The sequence below is a fragment of the Ketogulonicigenium robustum genome (assembly GCF_002117445.1).
GTDB lineage: Bacteria > Pseudomonadota > Alphaproteobacteria > Rhodobacterales > Rhodobacteraceae > Ketogulonicigenium > Ketogulonicigenium robustum.
Window position 1 is genome coordinate 674,839 of sequence record NZ_CP019937.1, and the last position, 17,622, is coordinate 692,460.

At 62.6% G+C, this 17,622-nt stretch carries 17 protein-coding genes and 1 other RNA gene; 7 read left to right on the top strand and 11 right to left on the bottom strand.

Annotated features, from left to right (window positions below; all coding sequences use genetic code 11):
• Positions 1–2: 2 nt before the first annotated feature.
• Positions 3–1,370, bottom strand: a complete 1,368-nt coding sequence (locus BVG79_RS03380) for an aminotransferase (RefSeq protein WP_085785644.1) — start codon at positions 1,368–1,370, stop codon at positions 3–5.
• Between the two features lie 147 nt (positions 1,371–1,517).
• On the opposite strand from BVG79_RS03380, the gene galE reads away from it, so the two are divergent.
• Positions 1,518–2,531, top strand: a complete 1,014-nt coding sequence (gene galE, locus BVG79_RS03385) for a UDP-glucose 4-epimerase GalE (RefSeq protein WP_085787219.1) — start codon at positions 1,518–1,520, stop codon at positions 2,529–2,531.
• Position 2,532: 1 nt separating this feature from the next.
• On the opposite strand, the gene recR is transcribed toward galE, so the two are convergent.
• From recR to BVG79_RS03425, 8 genes are all read right to left on the bottom strand, one after another.
• Positions 2,533–3,123: a recombination mediator RecR gene (gene recR, locus BVG79_RS03390; protein WP_085785645.1), complete on the bottom strand. Its 591-nt coding sequence runs from the start codon at positions 3,121–3,123 to the stop codon at positions 2,533–2,535.
• A 3-nt stretch (positions 3,124–3,126) separates the two neighbouring features.
• Entirely contained in the window at positions 3,127–3,471 is a 345-nt protein-coding gene (locus tag BVG79_RS03395) for a YbaB/EbfC family nucleoid-associated protein (RefSeq protein ID WP_085785646.1), read from the bottom strand.
• A gap of 12 nt (positions 3,472–3,483) precedes the next feature.
• Positions 3,484–5,235, bottom strand: coding sequence for a DNA polymerase III subunit gamma/tau (locus BVG79_RS03400; protein WP_085785647.1), 1,752 nt, complete (start codon positions 5,233–5,235; stop codon positions 3,484–3,486).
• A 61-nt stretch (positions 5,236–5,296) separates the two neighbouring features.
• On the bottom strand, positions 5,297–5,800 hold the full coding sequence (locus tag BVG79_RS03405; protein WP_236951405.1) for a GNAT family N-acetyltransferase: 504 nt from the start codon (positions 5,798–5,800) through the stop codon (positions 5,297–5,299).
• A gap of 20 nt (positions 5,801–5,820) precedes the next feature.
• Positions 5,821–6,246, bottom strand: a complete 426-nt coding sequence (locus BVG79_RS03410) for a GFA family protein (protein WP_085785648.1) — start codon at positions 6,244–6,246, stop codon at positions 5,821–5,823.
• A 34-nt stretch (positions 6,247–6,280) separates the two neighbouring features.
• Positions 6,281–6,378, bottom strand: an RNA gene (ffs, locus tag BVG79_RS03415) — signal recognition particle sRNA small type.
• A 38-nt stretch (positions 6,379–6,416) separates the two neighbouring features.
• On the bottom strand, positions 6,417–7,064 hold the full coding sequence (locus BVG79_RS03420; protein WP_085785649.1) for an HAD family hydrolase: 648 nt from the start codon (positions 7,062–7,064) through the stop codon (positions 6,417–6,419).
• 40 nt (positions 7,065–7,104) lie between these two features.
• Entirely contained in the window at positions 7,105–7,722 is a 618-nt protein-coding gene (locus BVG79_RS03425; protein ID WP_085785650.1) for a glutathione S-transferase family protein, read from the bottom strand.
• A 160-nt stretch (positions 7,723–7,882) separates the two neighbouring features.
• Here BVG79_RS03425 and BVG79_RS03430 point away from each other — a divergent pair, with 160 nt between their 5' ends.
• Entirely contained in the window at positions 7,883–8,344 is a 462-nt protein-coding gene (locus BVG79_RS03430) for an SRPBCC family protein (protein ID WP_085785651.1), read from the top strand.
• A gap of 20 nt (positions 8,345–8,364) precedes the next feature.
• Here BVG79_RS03430 and BVG79_RS03435 read toward each other — a convergent pair whose 3' ends face one another.
• Complete coding sequence (locus BVG79_RS03435) at positions 8,365–9,213, bottom strand: prephenate dehydratase (protein ID WP_085785652.1); 849 nt, start codon at positions 9,211–9,213, stop codon at positions 8,365–8,367.
• Between the two features lie 100 nt (positions 9,214–9,313).
• Between BVG79_RS03435 and BVG79_RS03440 the strand changes: the two genes are divergently transcribed.
• The 5 genes from BVG79_RS03440 to BVG79_RS03460 all read left to right on the top strand — a co-directional run bounded on the left by BVG79_RS03440 (position 9,314) and on the right by BVG79_RS03460 (position 15,605).
• Positions 9,314–9,817, top strand: a complete 504-nt coding sequence (locus BVG79_RS03440; protein ID WP_085785653.1) for a c-type cytochrome — start codon at positions 9,314–9,316, stop codon at positions 9,815–9,817.
• An 84-nt stretch (positions 9,818–9,901) separates the two neighbouring features.
• A complete protein-coding gene (locus BVG79_RS03445) occupies positions 9,902–11,815 on the top strand; it encodes an extracellular solute-binding protein (protein WP_198167884.1) in 1,914 nt (637 codons plus the stop codon).
• 3 nt (positions 11,816–11,818) lie between these two features.
• Positions 11,819–12,916 carry a microcin C ABC transporter permease YejB gene (locus BVG79_RS03450; protein WP_085785655.1) on the top strand — a complete coding sequence of 366 codons (1,098 nt, stop codon included), beginning with the start codon at positions 11,819–11,821 and terminating at the stop codon, positions 12,914–12,916.
• Complete coding sequence (locus BVG79_RS03455) at positions 12,916–14,022, top strand: ABC transporter permease (RefSeq protein WP_085785656.1); 1,107 nt, start codon at positions 12,916–12,918, stop codon at positions 14,020–14,022. The genes BVG79_RS03450 and BVG79_RS03455 overlap by 1 nt, the downstream gene beginning before the upstream one ends.
• Complete coding sequence (locus BVG79_RS03460) at positions 14,019–15,605, top strand: ABC transporter ATP-binding protein (protein ID WP_085785657.1); 1,587 nt, start codon at positions 14,019–14,021, stop codon at positions 15,603–15,605. The genes BVG79_RS03455 and BVG79_RS03460 overlap by 4 nt, the downstream gene beginning before the upstream one ends.
• A 42-nt stretch (positions 15,606–15,647) precedes the next feature.
• Here BVG79_RS03460 and BVG79_RS03465 read toward each other — a convergent pair whose 3' ends face one another.
• Entirely contained in the window at positions 15,648–17,468 is a 1,821-nt protein-coding gene (locus tag BVG79_RS03465) for a serine hydrolase (protein WP_085785658.1), read from the bottom strand.
• Positions 17,469–17,622 lie beyond the last annotated feature (154 nt).

A 17,622-nucleotide genomic window follows, 5' to 3' on the forward strand; every position in this document is an offset into this window, starting at 1 on the left:
TTTTAGGCGACTTCTGCAAAAACCTTGTCGATGGCTTTTTCCAGCTTGCCGAACATCTCGTCCATCTGGGCGGGGGTGATGATGAACGGCGGGGCCAGCACGATGGATTGGCCAAGCGGGCGGCAGATCAGCCCTTGGTCGGTGCAGGCATTCGCGATGCGTTCCGATACCGACAGGCTGCTGTCAAAGGGGCGCTTGGTGTCTTTATCGGCTACGGCTTCCAGCGCGCCCATCAGGCCCTTGCCGCGCCATTCGCCAATGTTCGCCTTTTCGGCCAGATGGGCCATCCCGGCTTCGAACTGGGGCGTCAGCGCGCGGACGTTGTCCAGCAGGCCTTCGTTCAGGATCACGTCAATGGCCTTCAGCGCGATGGCGCAGCCGACGGGGTGGCCCGATGCGGTAAAGCCATGGGGGAATTCCTCGACCGCCTCGGACGCGTCTTGGATGCGCTGGGCCAATTCCGGCCCCAGAATGATAGCGCCCATCGGGAAGAAGCCCGCCGTGATGTTCTTGGACGAGATGATCGCATCAGGCTGGAAGTCATAGGTCTGGCAGCCCCAAACCTCGCCTGTGCGGCCGAAACCGGTGATGACCTCGTCCGCGATGAACGGAATGCCGTATTTCTTCAAAATCGGCTGGACGGCTTGGAAGTAACCCTTGGATGGCGGGATCGCGCCGCCCGCACCCATGACAGGTTCGGCAAAGAAACCGGCGATGGTCTCGGGGCCTTCGCGCAGGATCGTTTCTTCCAACTCGCGGGCAAGGCGGGCGGTGAACTGTTCCTCGGTCTCGTCCGCCGCGCCAAAACGCCAGTAGTGGGGGCAAGTCAGGTGGATGAAGCCGGGCAGGGGCAGGCCGAACGTTCCGACATAGGGCTTGCCCGTCATCGAGGCCGAGACCGCCGTCACCCCATGATACGCGTTCACCCGCGTCAGGATCTTGCGCCGCTCGGGCTGGCCTTCGTGGCGGAACATGAACCACAGCGCCTTGACCATCGTGTCATTCGCCTCGGATCCGGAGTTGGTGTAGAATACCTTGCCGCTGTCAAAGGGCGAGACCTCGATCAGCTTTTCGGACAGCAGCACCGTCTGGTCGGAAATGCGGCCAAAGAATGCGTGGTAACCCGGAAAGCGGTCGTATTGCGCCTTGGCCGCGTCGATCAGGCCTTGGTGGTCAAACCCCGCAACCATATTCCACAGGCCCGAATTGGCATCCAGATAGCTGCGTCCAGCGGTGTCGTAGATATATGGGCCTTTGCCGTGCGTGACGACGACCGCGCCGCGGCTGTGGATCGTGGGCAGATCGGTAAAGCCGTAAAGGTTGTGGCTGTCGGCGCGTGCTTCCCAGCTGTTGGGGCTGTTCGTGGGCATGGATGACCTCCTTTTGGTTGGTTCCAGCCTAGATCGGCGGTGGGCCGCGTTTCAACACCCCAAAACAGCGGCGATGCGCGGTATTTGCTGGTCTGCCCCCCGAAAATCCCGCTACAAGCTGCCTATAGGCAGGCAGGAGGATTGCTGATGCGCGTATTGGTAACAGGTGGTGCGGGCTATATCGGTAGCCATACTTTGGTCGAACTGGCCGCAATGGGGTATGAGGCCTGCGTGGTCGACAGCTATGCCAACAGCTCGCCCGTCGCGCTGGATCGCGTGCGCGAAATCACCAACGGCCATATCGAGGCGCATGACGTCGACATTCGCGACACTGCCGCGCTGACCGCTGTGGCGACCGCGTTCAAGCCCGATGCCGTGATCCATTTTGCGGGCCTGAAAGCGGTGGGCGAAAGCCGCACGCGCCCCGTCGATTATTACGATGTGAACGTGGCTGGCACCCTGTCGCTGCTGCGCGCGATGGAGGCTGCGGGCTGCGGCAAGATCGTCTTTTCATCATCCGCCACGGTTTATGGCGAGCCGCAGTCCCTGCCGATGACCGAGGATCACCCGCTGGCCCCGACCAATGTCTACGGCGCGACCAAATTCACCGCCGAACAGGCCCTGACCGCGTGGGCCGAAGCCGCGCCCGGGCGCACCTCGATTTTGCTGCGGTATTTCAACCCTGTCGGCGCGCATGATTCGGGCCGTATCGGCGAAGACCCCAAGGGCATCCCGAACAACCTGATGCCGTTCTTGGCGCAGGTCGCCACCGGCCGCCGCGAGAAGCTGGCGATTTTCGGCGATGATTATGCGACGATCGATGGCACCGGCGTGCGCGATTATATCCATGTGGTCGATCTGGCCCGTGCGCACGTCGCGGCGCTGAATTTCAACCAAGACGGGGCCGAGGCCTTCAACATCGGCACCGGCACCGGCTATTCCGTCAAGGAAATGCTGGGCGCGTTCTCGGCCACGGTTGGCCGCGATTTGCCCGCCGAAATCCACCCCCGCCGCGCCGGTGACGTGGCCGAGATGCGCGCCGATGCCACCAAAGCGGCCAATGTGCTGGGCTGGACGGCCGAATTCGGCCTGAAGGATATGACGGATAGCGTGTGGAAATGGCAGTCGGCCAACCCGATGGGCTACGGCGACCAAGACTAACCTAAAGGGTGCGGCGCGCCTTTAGCGCCGCACCAATCGTGCCTTCGTCCAGATAGTCCAGCTCGCCCCCAACAGGGACGCCTTGGGCCAGCGTTGTCACAGTGACGGCAGACAGGTGGTCGGCGATGTAATGGGCGGTGGTCTGGCCATCAATCGTGGCCCCCAGCGCCAAGATCACCTCTTGCACGTTTTCGGTCGTCACGCGGTCAATCAGGCGGGGGATGCGCAGCTCATCAGGGCCGACGGCGTCAATGGGCGACAGCGTGCCGCCCAAGACATGATAGCGCCCCTTGAAGGCGCCCGTGCGTTCCATTGCCCACAGGTCGTCAATGTCCTCAACCACGCAAATCTGGCCGTTTTGGCGGGCGACATCGGTGCAGATCGTGCAGAGATCGCCCGTGGTGAAGTTGCCGCAGTTCAGGCATTCACGCGCCGATTGTGCGACGGCCTGCATCGTATTGCCCAGCGGCACCATCAGCTGGCTGCGCTTTTTGATCAGATGCAACACCGCCCGCCGCGCAGAACGCGGCCCTAGGCCCGGAATGCGGGCCATCAACGCCATAAGGCGGGCGATGTCGCTATCGTCATCCATGCCTTAGAAAGGCAGTTTGAAATCGGGCGGCAGGCCAAGGCCGTCGGCCATGCGGCGCGTCTCGGCGGCCGAGCGCTCTTGCGCGCGCGACTGACCATCGCGGATGGCGGCCAAGATCAGATCCTCGACCACTTCCTTTTCGCTGGCGACCAGAATTGACGGGTCGATCGACAGCGATTTGATCTCGCCCTTGGCGGTCACGTTGACGCGCACAAGGCCGGCACCCGACTGGCCTTCGACCACGGTGTTTTCCAGTTCCTCTTGCAGGCGCGTCATTTTTTCCTGCATGTCTTGCGCGGTTTTCATCATCTTGGCCATATCGCCAAGACCGCCGAGGCCTTTGAACATGTTAACTTCCTTTTAGTCGTCTTCGAACGGGTCCCATTCATCCTCGACCTCGGGCAGGGCGTCCTGCGCGGCGGCTTGGGCTTTCTGGGCAACGGGGGTGACTTTGATGCTGGCACCGGGAAAGGCCAGCAGGGCGGCGGCCACCAGCGGATGCTGGGCGGCGCGGTCCTTTAGCGCGTTGTCGGCACTGTCGCGGGCCTCGGTAATGGTCGGGGCGCCGCCTTCGTTGACGATGATGACGGCCCAGCGGGCGTGCGTCCAGTTTTGCAGGCGCTGGGCCAAGCGGCCAGCAAGGTCGGGGGCCGCGTTGGGCGTCGGTTGAAATTCGATCCGTCCGGGCTGATAGCGGGCGATGCGCATGTTGCCTTCGACCTCGACCAGAAGGCGCATGTCGCGCTGGGCACGGATCAGGCCGACGACCGAATCAAAAGTCGCATATTGGGCCAGATAATCGGGTTGGCCCGCCAGTTGCGCCACAGGGCCACGCGGGGCGGAATGCGTGGCCATCGGCACGCCGCGTGCCTCGACACTACCGGACGGCGCGGGGGCAGGGCGGTATCCGCCGCCGCCACCGCCACCATTGGGGGGCGGCACCGGCATATCGCGCAGGCGCTCGACCAGTTCGGCGGGGCTGGGCAGGTCGGCCACATGGGTCAGGCGGATGATGGCCATTTCGGCGGCCATCATGCTGTTTGGCGCGGTGCCGACTTCCTCGAGCGCTTTCAGCAGCATCTGCCACATGCGGGTCAGAACACGCATGGCAATGGCATCGGCCATTGTGGTGCCACGGCTACGCTCGTCGGGCGGGATAGTGGGGTCGTCGGCAGCCTCGGGGGTGACTTTGATGACGGAAATCCAGTGCGCGATTTCGGCCAGATCACGCAAGATCGCCATCGGGTCGGCGCCGTCGGCGTATTGGGCCGACAGCTCGGCCAGCGCACCCGCAGCATCGCCGCGCAGGACCATGTCGAACAGATCCAACACGCGGCCGCGATCGGCCAGCCCCAGCATCATCCGCACCTGATCGGCGGTCGTCCCATCTTCAAGCCCCGTGCCGTGGCTGATGGCTTGGTCGAGCAAGCTGGTCGCGTCGCGGGCCGACCCTTCGGCGGCGCGGGTGATCAGCGCAAGGGCGTCATCGGTGATCGTCGCGCTTTCGCTGGTGGCGATTTTGCGCAGCAGGGCCATCATGACCTCGGGTTCGATCCGGCGCAGGTCGAAACGCTGGCAGCGCGACAGCACCGTGACAGGCACCTTGCGGATTTCGGTTGTCGCAAAGATGAACTTCACATGCTCGGGCGGCTCTTCCAGCGTTTTCAGCAACGCGTTGAAGGCGCTGGTCGACAACATGTGCACTTCGTCGATGATATAGATTTTGTAGCGTGCCGAGGCCGCGCGATAGTGGACGCTGTCGATAATCTCGCGGATGTCGTTCACGCCGGTGCGGCTGGCGGCGTCCATCTCTAGCACGTCGACGTGGCGCCCCTCGGTAATGGCGACGCAATGCTCGCACACGCCGCAGGGTTCGGTTGTGGGCCCGCCGGTGCCATCGGGGCCGATGCAGTTCAGACCCTTAGCGATGATCCGCGCTGTGGTGGTTTTACCGGTGCCACGAATGCCCGTCATAATAAAGGCTTGCGCGATGCGCCCTGACGCAAAGGCGTTCTTCAGCGTGCGCACCATCGCGTCCTGCCCGACCAGGTCGGCGAAGGTTTCGGGGCGGTATTTGCGCGCTAGAACGCGATATGCGGTAGGGGCGTTCATATCCTGCTCCGGTTCGGGGACGGTTCAACTTAACGCCCAGATGGTGGCGCGTAAACCATAGCTATGGGTTGGGCGGGGTATTATCAAAATCGCGCCGCATCAGGATTTCGTCATAGAGGCGGCCGTCCACCAGCAGCGCGCCGTGATCGCGTGCCCAAATGCGAAAGCCGTGGCGTTGGTAGAGCCGCAGCGCAGTCGCGTTGTCGGCCGCAACCGAGAGACGGATTTGCTGGCAGCGCGCGGCGCGGTTTGCAATCAGTGCTGCCATCAGCGCGTCTGCCGCGCCCTTGCCGCGGTGTTCTGGGCTGACGTAAATGCCCCAAATGGTGCTAATATGTGCGGTCTTTTGGCCAGTGTCGGCATAGACCCCGCCGATAGCGGCTAACGTGCCATCGCGCGTGAAAACGCCGTAGACGGTGCCGTTCGTCAGCCGCGCAGAAAAGAAATCGAGCTGCTGGCGTGATTCATAGGCGAAATCCGCGCCGAATGCGGTGGGGTGCGCGCGCAGGCCAGCCAAACGCAGGCGGCGAAAGGCCACCGCATCTGCGGCCACAAGTTGGCGCACCGATAGGCCCGCCTCGCGCATCATGTCTCGCAACGGCGGAAGATCAGCGTGCCGAATACGGGGTTGCGGTGGGGGTTGCCATCGCGCGGGTGATCCCGCCCGTTCAGCACCGGCACTTCCGACAGATCGAAGGGCGAATGCCCCGCAAGGCAGGCCAAATTCACCCCGAATTCATTGGGGCGCGAGCGGCGCTGATGGTGGGTGTAGATGCCGCATGCGCTGCAGAAGTAATGCTTGGCTTGCTGCGTGTTGAACGTATAGCACGACAGCGCGTCTTCGCCCTGCAAGATGGTGAATTCGTCCAGCCGGGTCGAGACAGCAACCGCACCGCGCATGGTGCAATAGCTGCAATTACAGCGCCTTGCGCTGGCAAGCCCGTCGCGCAAGTGCACACGAAAGCGCACCGCGCCGCAGTGGCACGATCCATCCAAACAAACATCAGTCATGAGGGTTTTCCTGTAGCCGCTGGCGGCAGGGCAAAGGTGAGAGGCTGGACACGACCCAGACGGGAATCGTTACGGCTGCTTCCTTCCGGACCTGACCGGGTTGGCGAGGCGCCTGCCCGCGCCAACCTCTCAGGCGGTGATATAGTCGCGCGCCAGCCGGTGCGCAAGGGTCAGATCAACCCTGCGGCCTTCGCACCTTCGGTCAAGTCGGGGGCGACGATATTGGCCCATTTGCCGCTGGCGGGGTGGATGTCGGGGATCTGCACAGTAAACAGACCGGCGGTAAAGGCGGATTCGGCACCGGTTTCGGAATCCTCGAAAGCGACACATTCCACCGGCTTCAGGCCCAGACGGTCGGCGGCCAGCAAGTAGGGATCGGGCGCGGGTTTGGGGTTTTGCACATCGTCAACCGGCACGATGACGTCGAAAAACCCCTCGAGCCCCGCTTTGGCCAGCTTTTCCAACGCCATCGTGCGATAGCTGGATGTGGCCAGCGCCAACAGGTAGCCTTTGTCTTTCAGCGTTTGCAGCAAGGCGGCAGCGCCCGGTTTGGTCGGCACGCCGTTGGCGCGTTGCTGGTCGATCCGTGCGCGCCACGCCAGCAGGAAATCGTCGGGGTCGACCTGCGCGGCCAGCGCGCGGTGCAAAATCGCGCGCCGCTCGATATCGTGGATGCCCGAGAGCGATTCGAACAGGGCCATGTCCCCCTCGACCCCCATGTCGGCCAGAACCGCCATGGCGGCGTGGTTGGCTTGGGCTTCGGTGTCGGTCAACGTTCCGTCTAGGTCAAAGACCACGCCCTTGAAGGCTTGTGTCATCGTCTGTTCCTTGTTTTTCGTCTTTCGAGGCGCGATTGATTTAATGCTGGGGAAAGAATGCAGCCGGCGTTTTCATCGCGGGCAGGGCGGACATGCGGTCGATCCAACGGCGCATCTTATCGGTAGCGGCAACGCCGATTTCGTCAACCCATTGGACATAGCCCCAAATGGCGCAATCGCCGACGCCGGGCTGGTCGCCGTGAAAGAAAGGGGCCTCGCCCAGCAGCTTGTCGAAGTTCTGCCGGTCGACATCATAGCGCGCATGCAACCAATCGAGCGACCCCGCAGGAAAGCCCGCGCCGTTAACTTTTGCGGCATAGCGGATCTGGGGGAGGCACATGCCGATACGGTTGGCTTCCCATACGATCAACTCGCGTGCGCGGCGCTGCCCTGCGGCACTTTCGCCGCCCAAGGTGCCGAAACGCGCGGCGATTTCCAGCAAAATCGCGCCCGATTGCACGTAAGGTGCATCGTCAATCAGCAGCAGCGGCACCTCGGCAAAGGGGCTGTTGGCCAGAAAGCGGGCGGGGCGCGTTTGCGGGTCGGCCCAGATGTCCACCAAGGTATTATCGTGGGCGATGCCCGCCAGATCCAGCGCAAGGGCGACCTTGCAGGCGTGGCCGGAATCGGGGTGACCGTAAAGGGTGATCTGTTGCATGCCGCGTTGCCCACTGTGCACTGTTTGTTGTCACTTATCATGCATTTATTACTGCGGTTGTGCTAGTCATCACGAATAGCTGAACTTTTCTGTAAATCGTTGCTGACCGGCCAGCGCAAATCAGTTAACCGATACCCAACGGTTAGGACGGGAGAAGGCCATGCAGTTTGTAGTGAACGACCACGTCGCGGTCGGCCCGCAGACATTGTTTGATCATATTAGCGATGTGGCGCTGCTGGAACAGATGGTCAAACGCGGTGGCGCCAGCATTCACCGCACCGATGGCGGCAGTGGTGCAACCGTGGGCGCCAGCTGGATGATCGGTGTGCCGTTTCGCGGCCGCACGCAAGATGTGTCGATGAAGCTGGTCGAGGTGCAGGCCCCGCGCCTGATGCGCATCGCATTCGCCTCGGGCGGGGTCGAGGGCGAGATTTCCTTGGTGCTGACGCCCGCCGAAGGTGCGGGCACCGATACCGTTTTTACCATGGAAATGGGGGCTAATTCGCTGATCGGGCGGCTGCTGCTGCAATCGCTAAAGCTGGCGCGCGGCACCATTTCGAACCGTATCCGCAAGCGGGTCGGCAACTATCTGCATCTGGCCGAGGCCCGCGCCCGCGCCTAAGCGCGGGGCGCAAGCATCCCTCAGCTATTGCGGGTGGGGGATGCGGGGAAGACGCCCATCAGGGCCATTGTGTCGGTGAAATAATCCAGTTCCTCCAACGCCAACTGGACTGAACGATCATCGGGGTGGCCCTCGATCTCGGCGTAGAACTGCGTTGCGGTGAAATGGCCGCCAACCATATAGCTTTCCAGCTTGGTCATGTTGACGCCGTTGGTGGCAAAGCCGCCCATGGCTTTGTAAAGCGCCGCCGGAATGTTGCGGACGCGGAAAATCAGGCTGGTCATCATCTTGCCCGCGCCGCGCCGCGCGTAGTCGGGCGTGCGCGACATGACCAGAAACCGCGTCGTGTTCAGGTCGTTATCCTCGACATGGCGGGCCAGCAGGTGCAGGCCGGTGATTTGGCCCGCAATTTCCGACGCCATCGCGGCAACCGACTTGTCGCCCAGCGCCGCCACGTCGCGGGCCGCGCCTGCGTTGTCGGACCATGCAACAGGGTTCAGTCCATTGTCGCGGATGAAACTGCGCGCTTGGCCCAGCAGCACCGGCATCGCGCGCACATCGCGGATGTCGGCCAGCGTCGCGCCCGGAACGGCCAGCAGGTTCACGTGCACGCGAACGAACGCCTCGTCGATCACGTGCAGGCCGCTTTCGGGCAGCAATTGGTGCACGTCGGCCACGCGGCCGTAGGTCGAATTTTCGACCGGGATCATGCCTAGATCGACCGCGCCGCTGCGCACGGCTTCGATCGCGTCTTCAAAGGTGGCAAAGGGGACGGGTTCAAATTCGGGGCGTGAATCGATGCAGGCTTGGTGGCTGTAAGCCCCGGGGGCGCCCTGATAGGCGATGCGGCCGCGCGTGGTCGTGGTCATGTGTCCTCCTCTGCCCGCGTGGGGGCGGGTTGCAATGGCTGTATACCTTGCGCGCGGGTGTTTGAAGGGCGTAGATGCTGCCATGTAGCAAGGAGGCGACATGTTGGACTTTCGGCACTGGCGCGACATGGGGCTGGCGATACTCGCGGCCTTGGCCCTGTTTGGCGCTGTGCGCTATATCGCAGGCGCTGTCATGTCGGTAGGCTCGGTCCACGAGGAACAGGCCTATATCGTGCCGATCCCCGGTGCCGCGCCGCTGGTCGACCCGCTTGACCCCGCCGAATTTGCCCGCATTTACGAAGCAGCCGACCCCGCCCGCGGGGAAAGTCTGTGGCGGTCTTGCCGGATGTGCCATTCCCATGTGGCGGGCGAAAACAAGACGGGCCCCAGTCTGGCAGGCGTCGTCGGGCGGCCCGTGGATACGGTCGCAGGCTTTGCCTATTCGGGTGCGCTGGAACGTGTGGTATCGGTCTGGACGCCCGATCGCATCAACGCGCTGATCGCCAACCCGCGCCGCTTTGCGCCCGGCACGCTGATGACCTTTACCGGAATGCGTAATCCGCAGGATCGTGCCGATCTGATCGCCTTTCTGTCGCGGCAGTAACCTCAGTTCACGTATATTCAACTTGAAACCTGACGCTTCAGACCTTTAGCTGGTGAAAACAAATCGCTCAGCAGAGGTATCATCATGCGCCAGCGCCCCCGTTCCGCCGCCAAAGCCATCGCACAGCGGCGCACCGACTGGCGCAGCATCGCATGGGCGGGCGCGCTGGGGGTTTTCGGGGCGGTGATTTTGGCGGGCGCGGTGAAGGCGCAAGACGCGCCGACGATTACCACGCATGGCTTCACCACCTTTGGTGACCTGTCCGAGCTGAAATATCCGGCCGATTTCCAGCATCTGGATTACGTGAACCCCGATGCGCCCAAGGGCGGCACCATCTCGATTTGGGCGCAGGGCACGTTCGACAACTTCAATCCCTATTCGCGCGAGGGGCGGGCAGGCGCGCTGGCCAACATCGGCTATGAAAGCCTGCTGGAAACCACCGCCGACACCGTAAGCGACGCCTATTGCCTGCTGTGCGCGACCATTGAATACCCCGAAAACCAAGATTGGGTGATCTTCCACATGCGGCCCGAGGCGCGCTTTTCCGACGGCACGCCGCTGACGGCGCATGATGTCGTCTTCAGCCACAACCTGCTGCTGGAACAGGGCCTGCCATCCTACGCCAGCGCGGTGGGCGAGGTGATCCTCACCGTCGAGGCGCTGGACGATTACACCGTGAAATTCACCTTCGCCCCCGATGCGCCTCGCAAAGGGCTGATCTTGCAAGCGGGCGCGGTGCCTGTCTTTTCGCAGGCGTGGTATGAAAGCAGCGGCGCGCGGCTGGACAAGATTCAGGTCGAGACCTCGCCAGGCTCGGGGCCGTATGTGCGCGACGATTTTAGCTACAGCAGCTATATCACCTACCGCCGCAACCCCGATTACTGGGGCGCCGACCTGCCTATCAACCAAGGGCGCGCGAATTTCGACACGATCCGCGTGGTGTATTACGCCGACAGCAACGTCGCGTTCGAGGCGTTCAAGGCGGGCGAATATACCTTCCGGCAGGAAAACAGCTCGATCGTGTGGGCCACGGGCTATGACTTTCCGGCGCTGAACAACGGCTATGTCCTCAAGGACGAGATGGCCAACGGCAGCCTGCCGCCCGCTGTCGGGATGGTGATGAACCTGCGCCGCCCGCAGTTTCAGGACATCCGCGTCCGGCAGGCGATTGCGCTGATGTATAACTTCACCTGGACGAACGACACGCTGCAATACGGCCTGTTCCAGCAGCGCGACAGCTTTTGGCAGGGCACCGCGCTAGAGGCGAAAGGCACCCCCGAGGGGCAGGAGCTGGAAGACCTGCAAGGCGTGGCCGACCTGATCGACCCCGCGATCCTGACGGACGAAGTCACCATGCCGCACACATCGGGCGCGAACCAGCTGGATCGCGGTAACCTGCGCCGCGCCTTGGCCTTGATGGCTGAAGCCGGTTGGGAAAGCGGCCCCGATGGCAAGCTGATGAAAGACGGCCAGCCCCTACGGATCGAGTTTCTGGGCTATTCGCCGATGTTTGATCGCATCATCACGCCCTTTATCGAGAACCTGAATACGCTTGGGATCGAGGCGAATTACAACCGCATCGACCCTGCGCAATATACCGTCCGCACCCGCGCGATGGATTACGACATGGTCTATGACGGCTATGACAACGGGATGGAGGAAGGCACCGGCCTGTCGCAGCGCTATGGCACCTATGCCGTGGACGATGTGTTCAACCCGGCGGGCTATGCCTCGCCCGCCGTGGACAAGCTGATCGAAGACGCGGTGGACGCCGAGAATTTCGACGAAATGGCCGCCGCCGTCCGCGCGATCGACCGTATCATGCGCCACGAGATGTTCGTTATTCCCACGTGGTATAACCCTAATTTCTGGGTGTCTTATTTCGACATGTTCGAACACCCCGACAATATGCCCCCCTATGCGCTGGGGCAGTTGGATTTCTGGTGGTACAACGCCGACAAGGCCGACGGTTTGCGCGCCGCAGGGGTGATCCGCTAAAAAATGGGCGCTTATATTCTACGACGGATCTTGCTGGTGATCCCGACCCTGTTCGGGATCATGCTGCTGAACTTTGCCCTGACCCAATTCGTGCCGGGCGGCCCGATCGAACAGATCATCGCCGATATGGAGGGGCGAGGGAATGTGTCTGAAAGCTTGACGGGCGGGGGCGGCGATGCCGCTTTCCAGGCCGAGGTGACATCTGGCGTGACGGGGTCAACCTATACCGGCGCGCGCGGCTTGCCCCCCGAATTCATCGAGCGGCTGGAAAAGGAATTCGGCTTCGACAAGCCGCCGGTCGAGCGGTTCTTCCTGATGATGTGGAACTATGCGCGGTTCGATTTCGGCAAAAGCTGGTTTCACCCCGACAAAACCGTGGTGCAGCTTGTGATCGAACGCCTGCCGGTGTCGATTTCGCTGGGGCTGTGGTCGACCCTGTTGGCCTATTTTATCTCGATCCCGTTGGGGATTCGCAAAGCGGTGAAGGACGGGTCGCGGTTCGATAACTGGACGTCAGGGGCGATCATCATCGGCTATGCGATACCCGGGTTTTTGTTTGCGGTGCTGCTGGTGGTGCTGTTTGCAGGCGGGTCGTACTGGCGGATCTTCCCCCTCAGCGGCATTGTTAGCGAGGGCTGGCAGAACATGTCGCCGCTGGCCAAGATCGGCGATTACTTCTGGCATATGGCGCTGCCGGTGATCGCGTCGACCATATCGGGGTTTGCCACGCTGACGCTGCTGACGAAGAACAGCTTTCTGGACGAAATCCGCAAGCAATACGTGATGACCGCCCGCGCCAAGGGCCTGTCCGAGCGGCGGGTGCTGTATGGGCACGTGTTTCGCAATGCGATGCTGATCGTCATTTCCGGCTTTCCTGCGCTGTTCATCAGCGTGTTCTTTGGTGGATCGCTGATTATCGAGACGATCTTCTCGCTCGACGGGCTGGGCCGGCTGGGCTACGAGGCCGCATTGTCGCGCAACTATCCCGTTGTTTTCGGAACACTTTTCGCGTTCGGTCTGATGGGGTTGGTGATGGGCATCATCACCGACCTGACCTATGTGCTGATCGACCCGCGCATTGATTTTGAAAGCCGAAACTGATGGCCCTGTCTTCCCTGAACCAGCGCCGCTGGCGCAACTTTCGCAAGAACGGCCGCGCTTTCTGGTCACTGCTGATTTTCGGCGTGCTGTTCACCATCAGCCTCTTTGCCGAGGTGATAGCCAACGACAAACCGCTTGTCCTCAGCTATCGCGGCGATCTGATTTTTCCGATGACGCGGTTCTATTCGGAGCGCGACTTCGGGGGCGATCTGCCCACCGTCGCGCGCTACAAAGATATCGAGCTGCAGTGCCTGATCGAAACCGGCGGGCTGGAAAGCTGCTTTGACGACCCCGAGGGTATGATCGCGGCCGCTAAAGCCGGCACAATCACCGACCCCGATTTTGTCAAAGGTTGGATGGTCTGGCCGCTGATCCCGTACCGCTACTCCACTATCGTCGATATTCCGGGCGCAGCCCCGTCGGCACCCGACAGCCACAACTGGCTGGGCACCGATGACACCAAGCGCGACGTGCTGGCGCGCGTAATCTATGGTGTGCGGCTGTCGATCTTCTACGCCATCGTCGTGACGGCGGTAACGTCGGTCATCGGTATCGCGGTTGGGGCGGCATCGGGGTATTTTGGCGGCTGGGTCGACCTTATCTCGCAGCGGATCATCGAGATTTGGTCTGCGACGCCGACCCTTTATGTCATCATCATCGTGTTTTCGGTGCTGGGGCGAAGTCTGACGTTGCTGATATTACTGGCCATTTTGTTCGGCTGGATGGGGCTTGTCGGGGTGGTGCGCGCCGAATTCTTGCGGGCGCGTAACTTTGAATACGTCCGCGCGGCCCGCGCGCTGGGCGTGTCCGACGGGGCGATCATGTGGCGGCACATGCTGCCCAACGCCATGGTTGCCACTGTCACCATGCTGCCGTTCATCGTCACCGGCCAGATCGGCGCGTTGGCGGCGCTGGATTTCATCGGCTTCGGCCTACCGTCGTCGGCCCCCAGCTTGGGTGAGTTGGCGCAGCAGGCAAAAGACAACCTGCAGGCGCCGTGGCTGGGCTTCACCGCTTTCATCACCTTCGCCGTGATGTTGACGCTGCTTGTGTTCATTTTTGAAGGGGTCCGCGACGCCTTTGACCCGCGAAAGACGTTCAGATGACTGCGCTGCTTGACGTTCAAGACCTGCATATCCGCTTCCGCCAAGACGGGGCCGAAGTGCACGCGGTGCGCGGGGTTAGCTTTCACGTGGACGCGGGCGAGACCGTGGCGCTGGTCGGCGAAAGCGGGTCGGGCAAGTCGGTGACGGCAATGTCGGCCGTGCGCCTGCTGGCCGATAGTGGCGAGGTTTCGGGCCGCGTGCAGTTCAAGGGCCGCGACATGCTGGGCCTGTCGCAAAGCGCCCTGCAAGAGGTGCGCGGCAACGACATCAGCTTTATCTTTCAAGAGCCGATGACATCGCTGAACCCGCTGCACACGATTGAAAAGCAGCTGGCCGAAACGATCGAACTGCACCAGCGCTTGCGCGGCGCGGCGGTGCGCGCGCGCGTGATCGAGCTGTTGACACAGGTCGGCATCCGTAACCCTGAAGGCCGCCTGTCGGCCTATCCGCACCAGCTTTCGGGGGGGCAGCGCCAGCGTGTGATGATCGCGATGGCGCTAGCGAACGACCCCGCCTTGCTGATCGCGGACGAGCCGACAACCGCACTGGACGTGACCATTCAGGCGCAGATTCTGGAATTGCTGGCCGAAGTGCGCCGCGCGCGCGGTATGTCGATGCTGTTTATCACGCATGATCTGGGGATTGTGCGCCGCATCGCCGACCGTGTCTGCGTGATGAAAGACGGCGAAATCGTCGAGCAGGGCCCTACCGCCGAGATTTTTGCCAACCCTCAACACCCCTACACGCGCATGCTGCTGGCCGCGCAATCCAGCGGCAGCGCGCCGCCCGTTGACGACAACGCGCGCGTGGTGGCCGAGGTACAAAACCTGCGCGTATGGTTCCCCATTCAGCGCGGCCTGATGAAGCGGACGGTTGGCCATGTGAAGGCCGTCAACGATGCCAGCTTTACCGTCCGCGCGGGCGAGACGATCGGCATTGTGGGCGAGTCAGGTTCGGGTAAAACCACGTTGGCACTGGCGCTGATGAGGCTGGTGGGGTCGGAAGGGCGCATCTTGTTTGAGGGGCGCGATATTGCCCGCTTTAGCAACAGCCAAATGCGCCCGCTGCGGCGGCAGATGCAGATTGTCTTTCAGGATCCCTTCGGGTCGCTGTCGCCGCGCATGACCGTCGCGCAGATCATATCCGAGGGGTTGGGCGTCCACGCCGTCGACCCCAGCGTGCCGCGCGACCAACTGGTTGTCGACATCATGCGCGAGGTGGGCCTGAACCCCGATATGCGCAGCCGCTATCCGCATGAATTCTCGGGCGGGCAGCGCCAACGCATCGCTATTGCCCGCGCGCTGGTTTTGCGCCCCGACCTGTTGGTGCTGGACGAGCCGACATCTGCGTTGGATATGACGGTGCAGGCCCAGATCGTCGATTTGCTGCGCGATTTGCAGGCTAAGCATGGGCTGGCCTATGTCTTTATCAGCCACGACCTGCGCGTTGTCCGCGCGCTGTCGCACAAGATTATGGTGATGAAAGACGGCGATGTAGTTGAAGCGGGCACGACAGATGACGTCTTCTCGCGCCCGACCAGCGACTATACACGTGCGCTGATGAAGGCTGCGTTCGGCGCGTAATCTGGCAAAAACAAAGGAGCGATGTTTGCAGCGCCCTTTGTCTTAGTTGGTGTCCAGTAGGGTGCAGGCCATGCTGCGCGCTTGCAGGCGGCCACAGGCCAGCTCGGCTTCTTCGCGTGTCATGCCGGTGAAGTTGGCGTCAAACCCGCGCGGCGACTGGCTGACTGTGCGCTGGCTGGATGACAGAAGGCCAGCCTCCATCATAGCGACGCGCATCAACTCGCGCTCGGCCGCGTAGGACGAATTGAACCGCCCGATGCTGACCCCGTAAAGACGCCCGCCAGACGTCGACATGCGCGAGACGACTTGCGGCTGCGCGCCTGTGCTGGCTGCGGGGGTGATTTCGGCGGTTGTCATGATCACGGTTGTTGGGCGCGTCTCGCCGCTGGTTTGCGGGCCATCATCCAGCATTGCCAGCGTTTCGGGTTGCGCAGGGGTCGACCCGAAGGCGGCTTCCAGCGCGATTGGCGCTTCCTCGGGCGAGACGGCGGCGGTCACGACGGGTGCAGCTTCGGGCTGAGGCGCGGGCTCGCGTTCGGGGGCGGCTTCCGCCACCGGAATGGCAGTTGGGACAGGCGCGGGTTCCGCGCTGGCCACCACGGTCGTTGCGGTCGCGGGGCGCATCATCGGGCGCGTCACAGGGGTTGCGCTCGCCATCATGATCGCGGCCTCGATTGCGTCGGTGGTGCCGCCGGCTTCTTCAGGCTCTTCGCTGGTAATCGCGCTGAGGTCGGCGTTGTCGATCATCTGGAAGGGCAGGGGCACGGGCTCGGCGGGGGCTTCGGCCACCGCCACAGCGACAGCCTCGGCCACGGGCGAGGGGGCCTGGCCTGGCCGCGCCATCGGGCGCAGCGCGCTGGCGGCTTGCGGCACCGTTGGGGCGGGTGCATTGCTGCCCGCGCTGGCCGACACAGCCGCGATCAGCGCATTCATGTCAAAGTTGTCGTCAGGCGCGGCCTGTGGGCGCGCGGGGGGTGAGGCGGGGGCCGCAGCGGGCGGTGCCGACTGGAAGGCGGGCGGTGCATCGGGCGTGCGGACACGTGCATTGCGCGGTGCGTTGGCAAAGCCTTGGTCCAGCAGGCGGGTGATGCGGGCATGTCGGTCAGCGTTCGAGGTCGCGCCAAAAACGGTGGCGATGATGCGCACATTGCCGCGTTCAGCCGATGCCGTCAGGTTATAGCCTGCAGCCTGCGTATACCCTGTTTTGATGCCGTCGGCCCCGCTGTAATTGTCCAGCAGGCGCGAGTTGGTGGTGCGCACGGTCGCAATGCCCGCATCGGCCGAGCGGCGCGAGAAGAGGTTGTAATACTGCGGAAAATCGTAAATTAGGTGCCGCCCGAGGATCGACATATCGCGTGCGGTCGAATAGTGCCCCTCGGTCGTCAGGCCGTTCATGCTGATGAAGTGGCTGTTGTTCATGCCCATCGCGCGGGCGGTGGCATTCATGCGCGCGGCAAAGGCTTGCTCGGACCCCGAAATGCCGATGCCGATGGCGGTTGCCGCATCGTTTGCCGATTTGATGGCTGCGGCGCGGATCAGATATTGCAGCTGAATGCGCTGGCCATTACGCAGACCCAAGCGCGACGGCGGCTGGCTGGCTGCGGCTTGGGTCACCGTGATCGGCGTTTCCAACGAGACTTCGCCGCGGCTGATCGCTTGAAAGGCGATATACAGCGTCATCATTTTCGTCAGCGAGGCAGGGTGTAGGCGCGTGTCGGCATTTTCCGAATGCAGCACCTGACCGGTGCGAGCATCCATCACCAGCGCGGCGTAGGGCGCAGCGACGGCTTGCGTCGCCAGCGTTGCGCACAGGATTACACATGCCGTCAGCCAAGAAATGGCTTTGTATGCCAGTTTTGTCATCTTACTGCCCTCGCCTCGGGGTCTGGCTGCAGTTGACCCGCAGTCCTTCCCTCAGAGAAATCTTGCCCCAAGGCTAACATGTGACCCGCCGCAATAAAACAGAAGATTTCCAGCGGGTTCGCGCGCATACCTAGTGCGATGCGCCAATATGTGG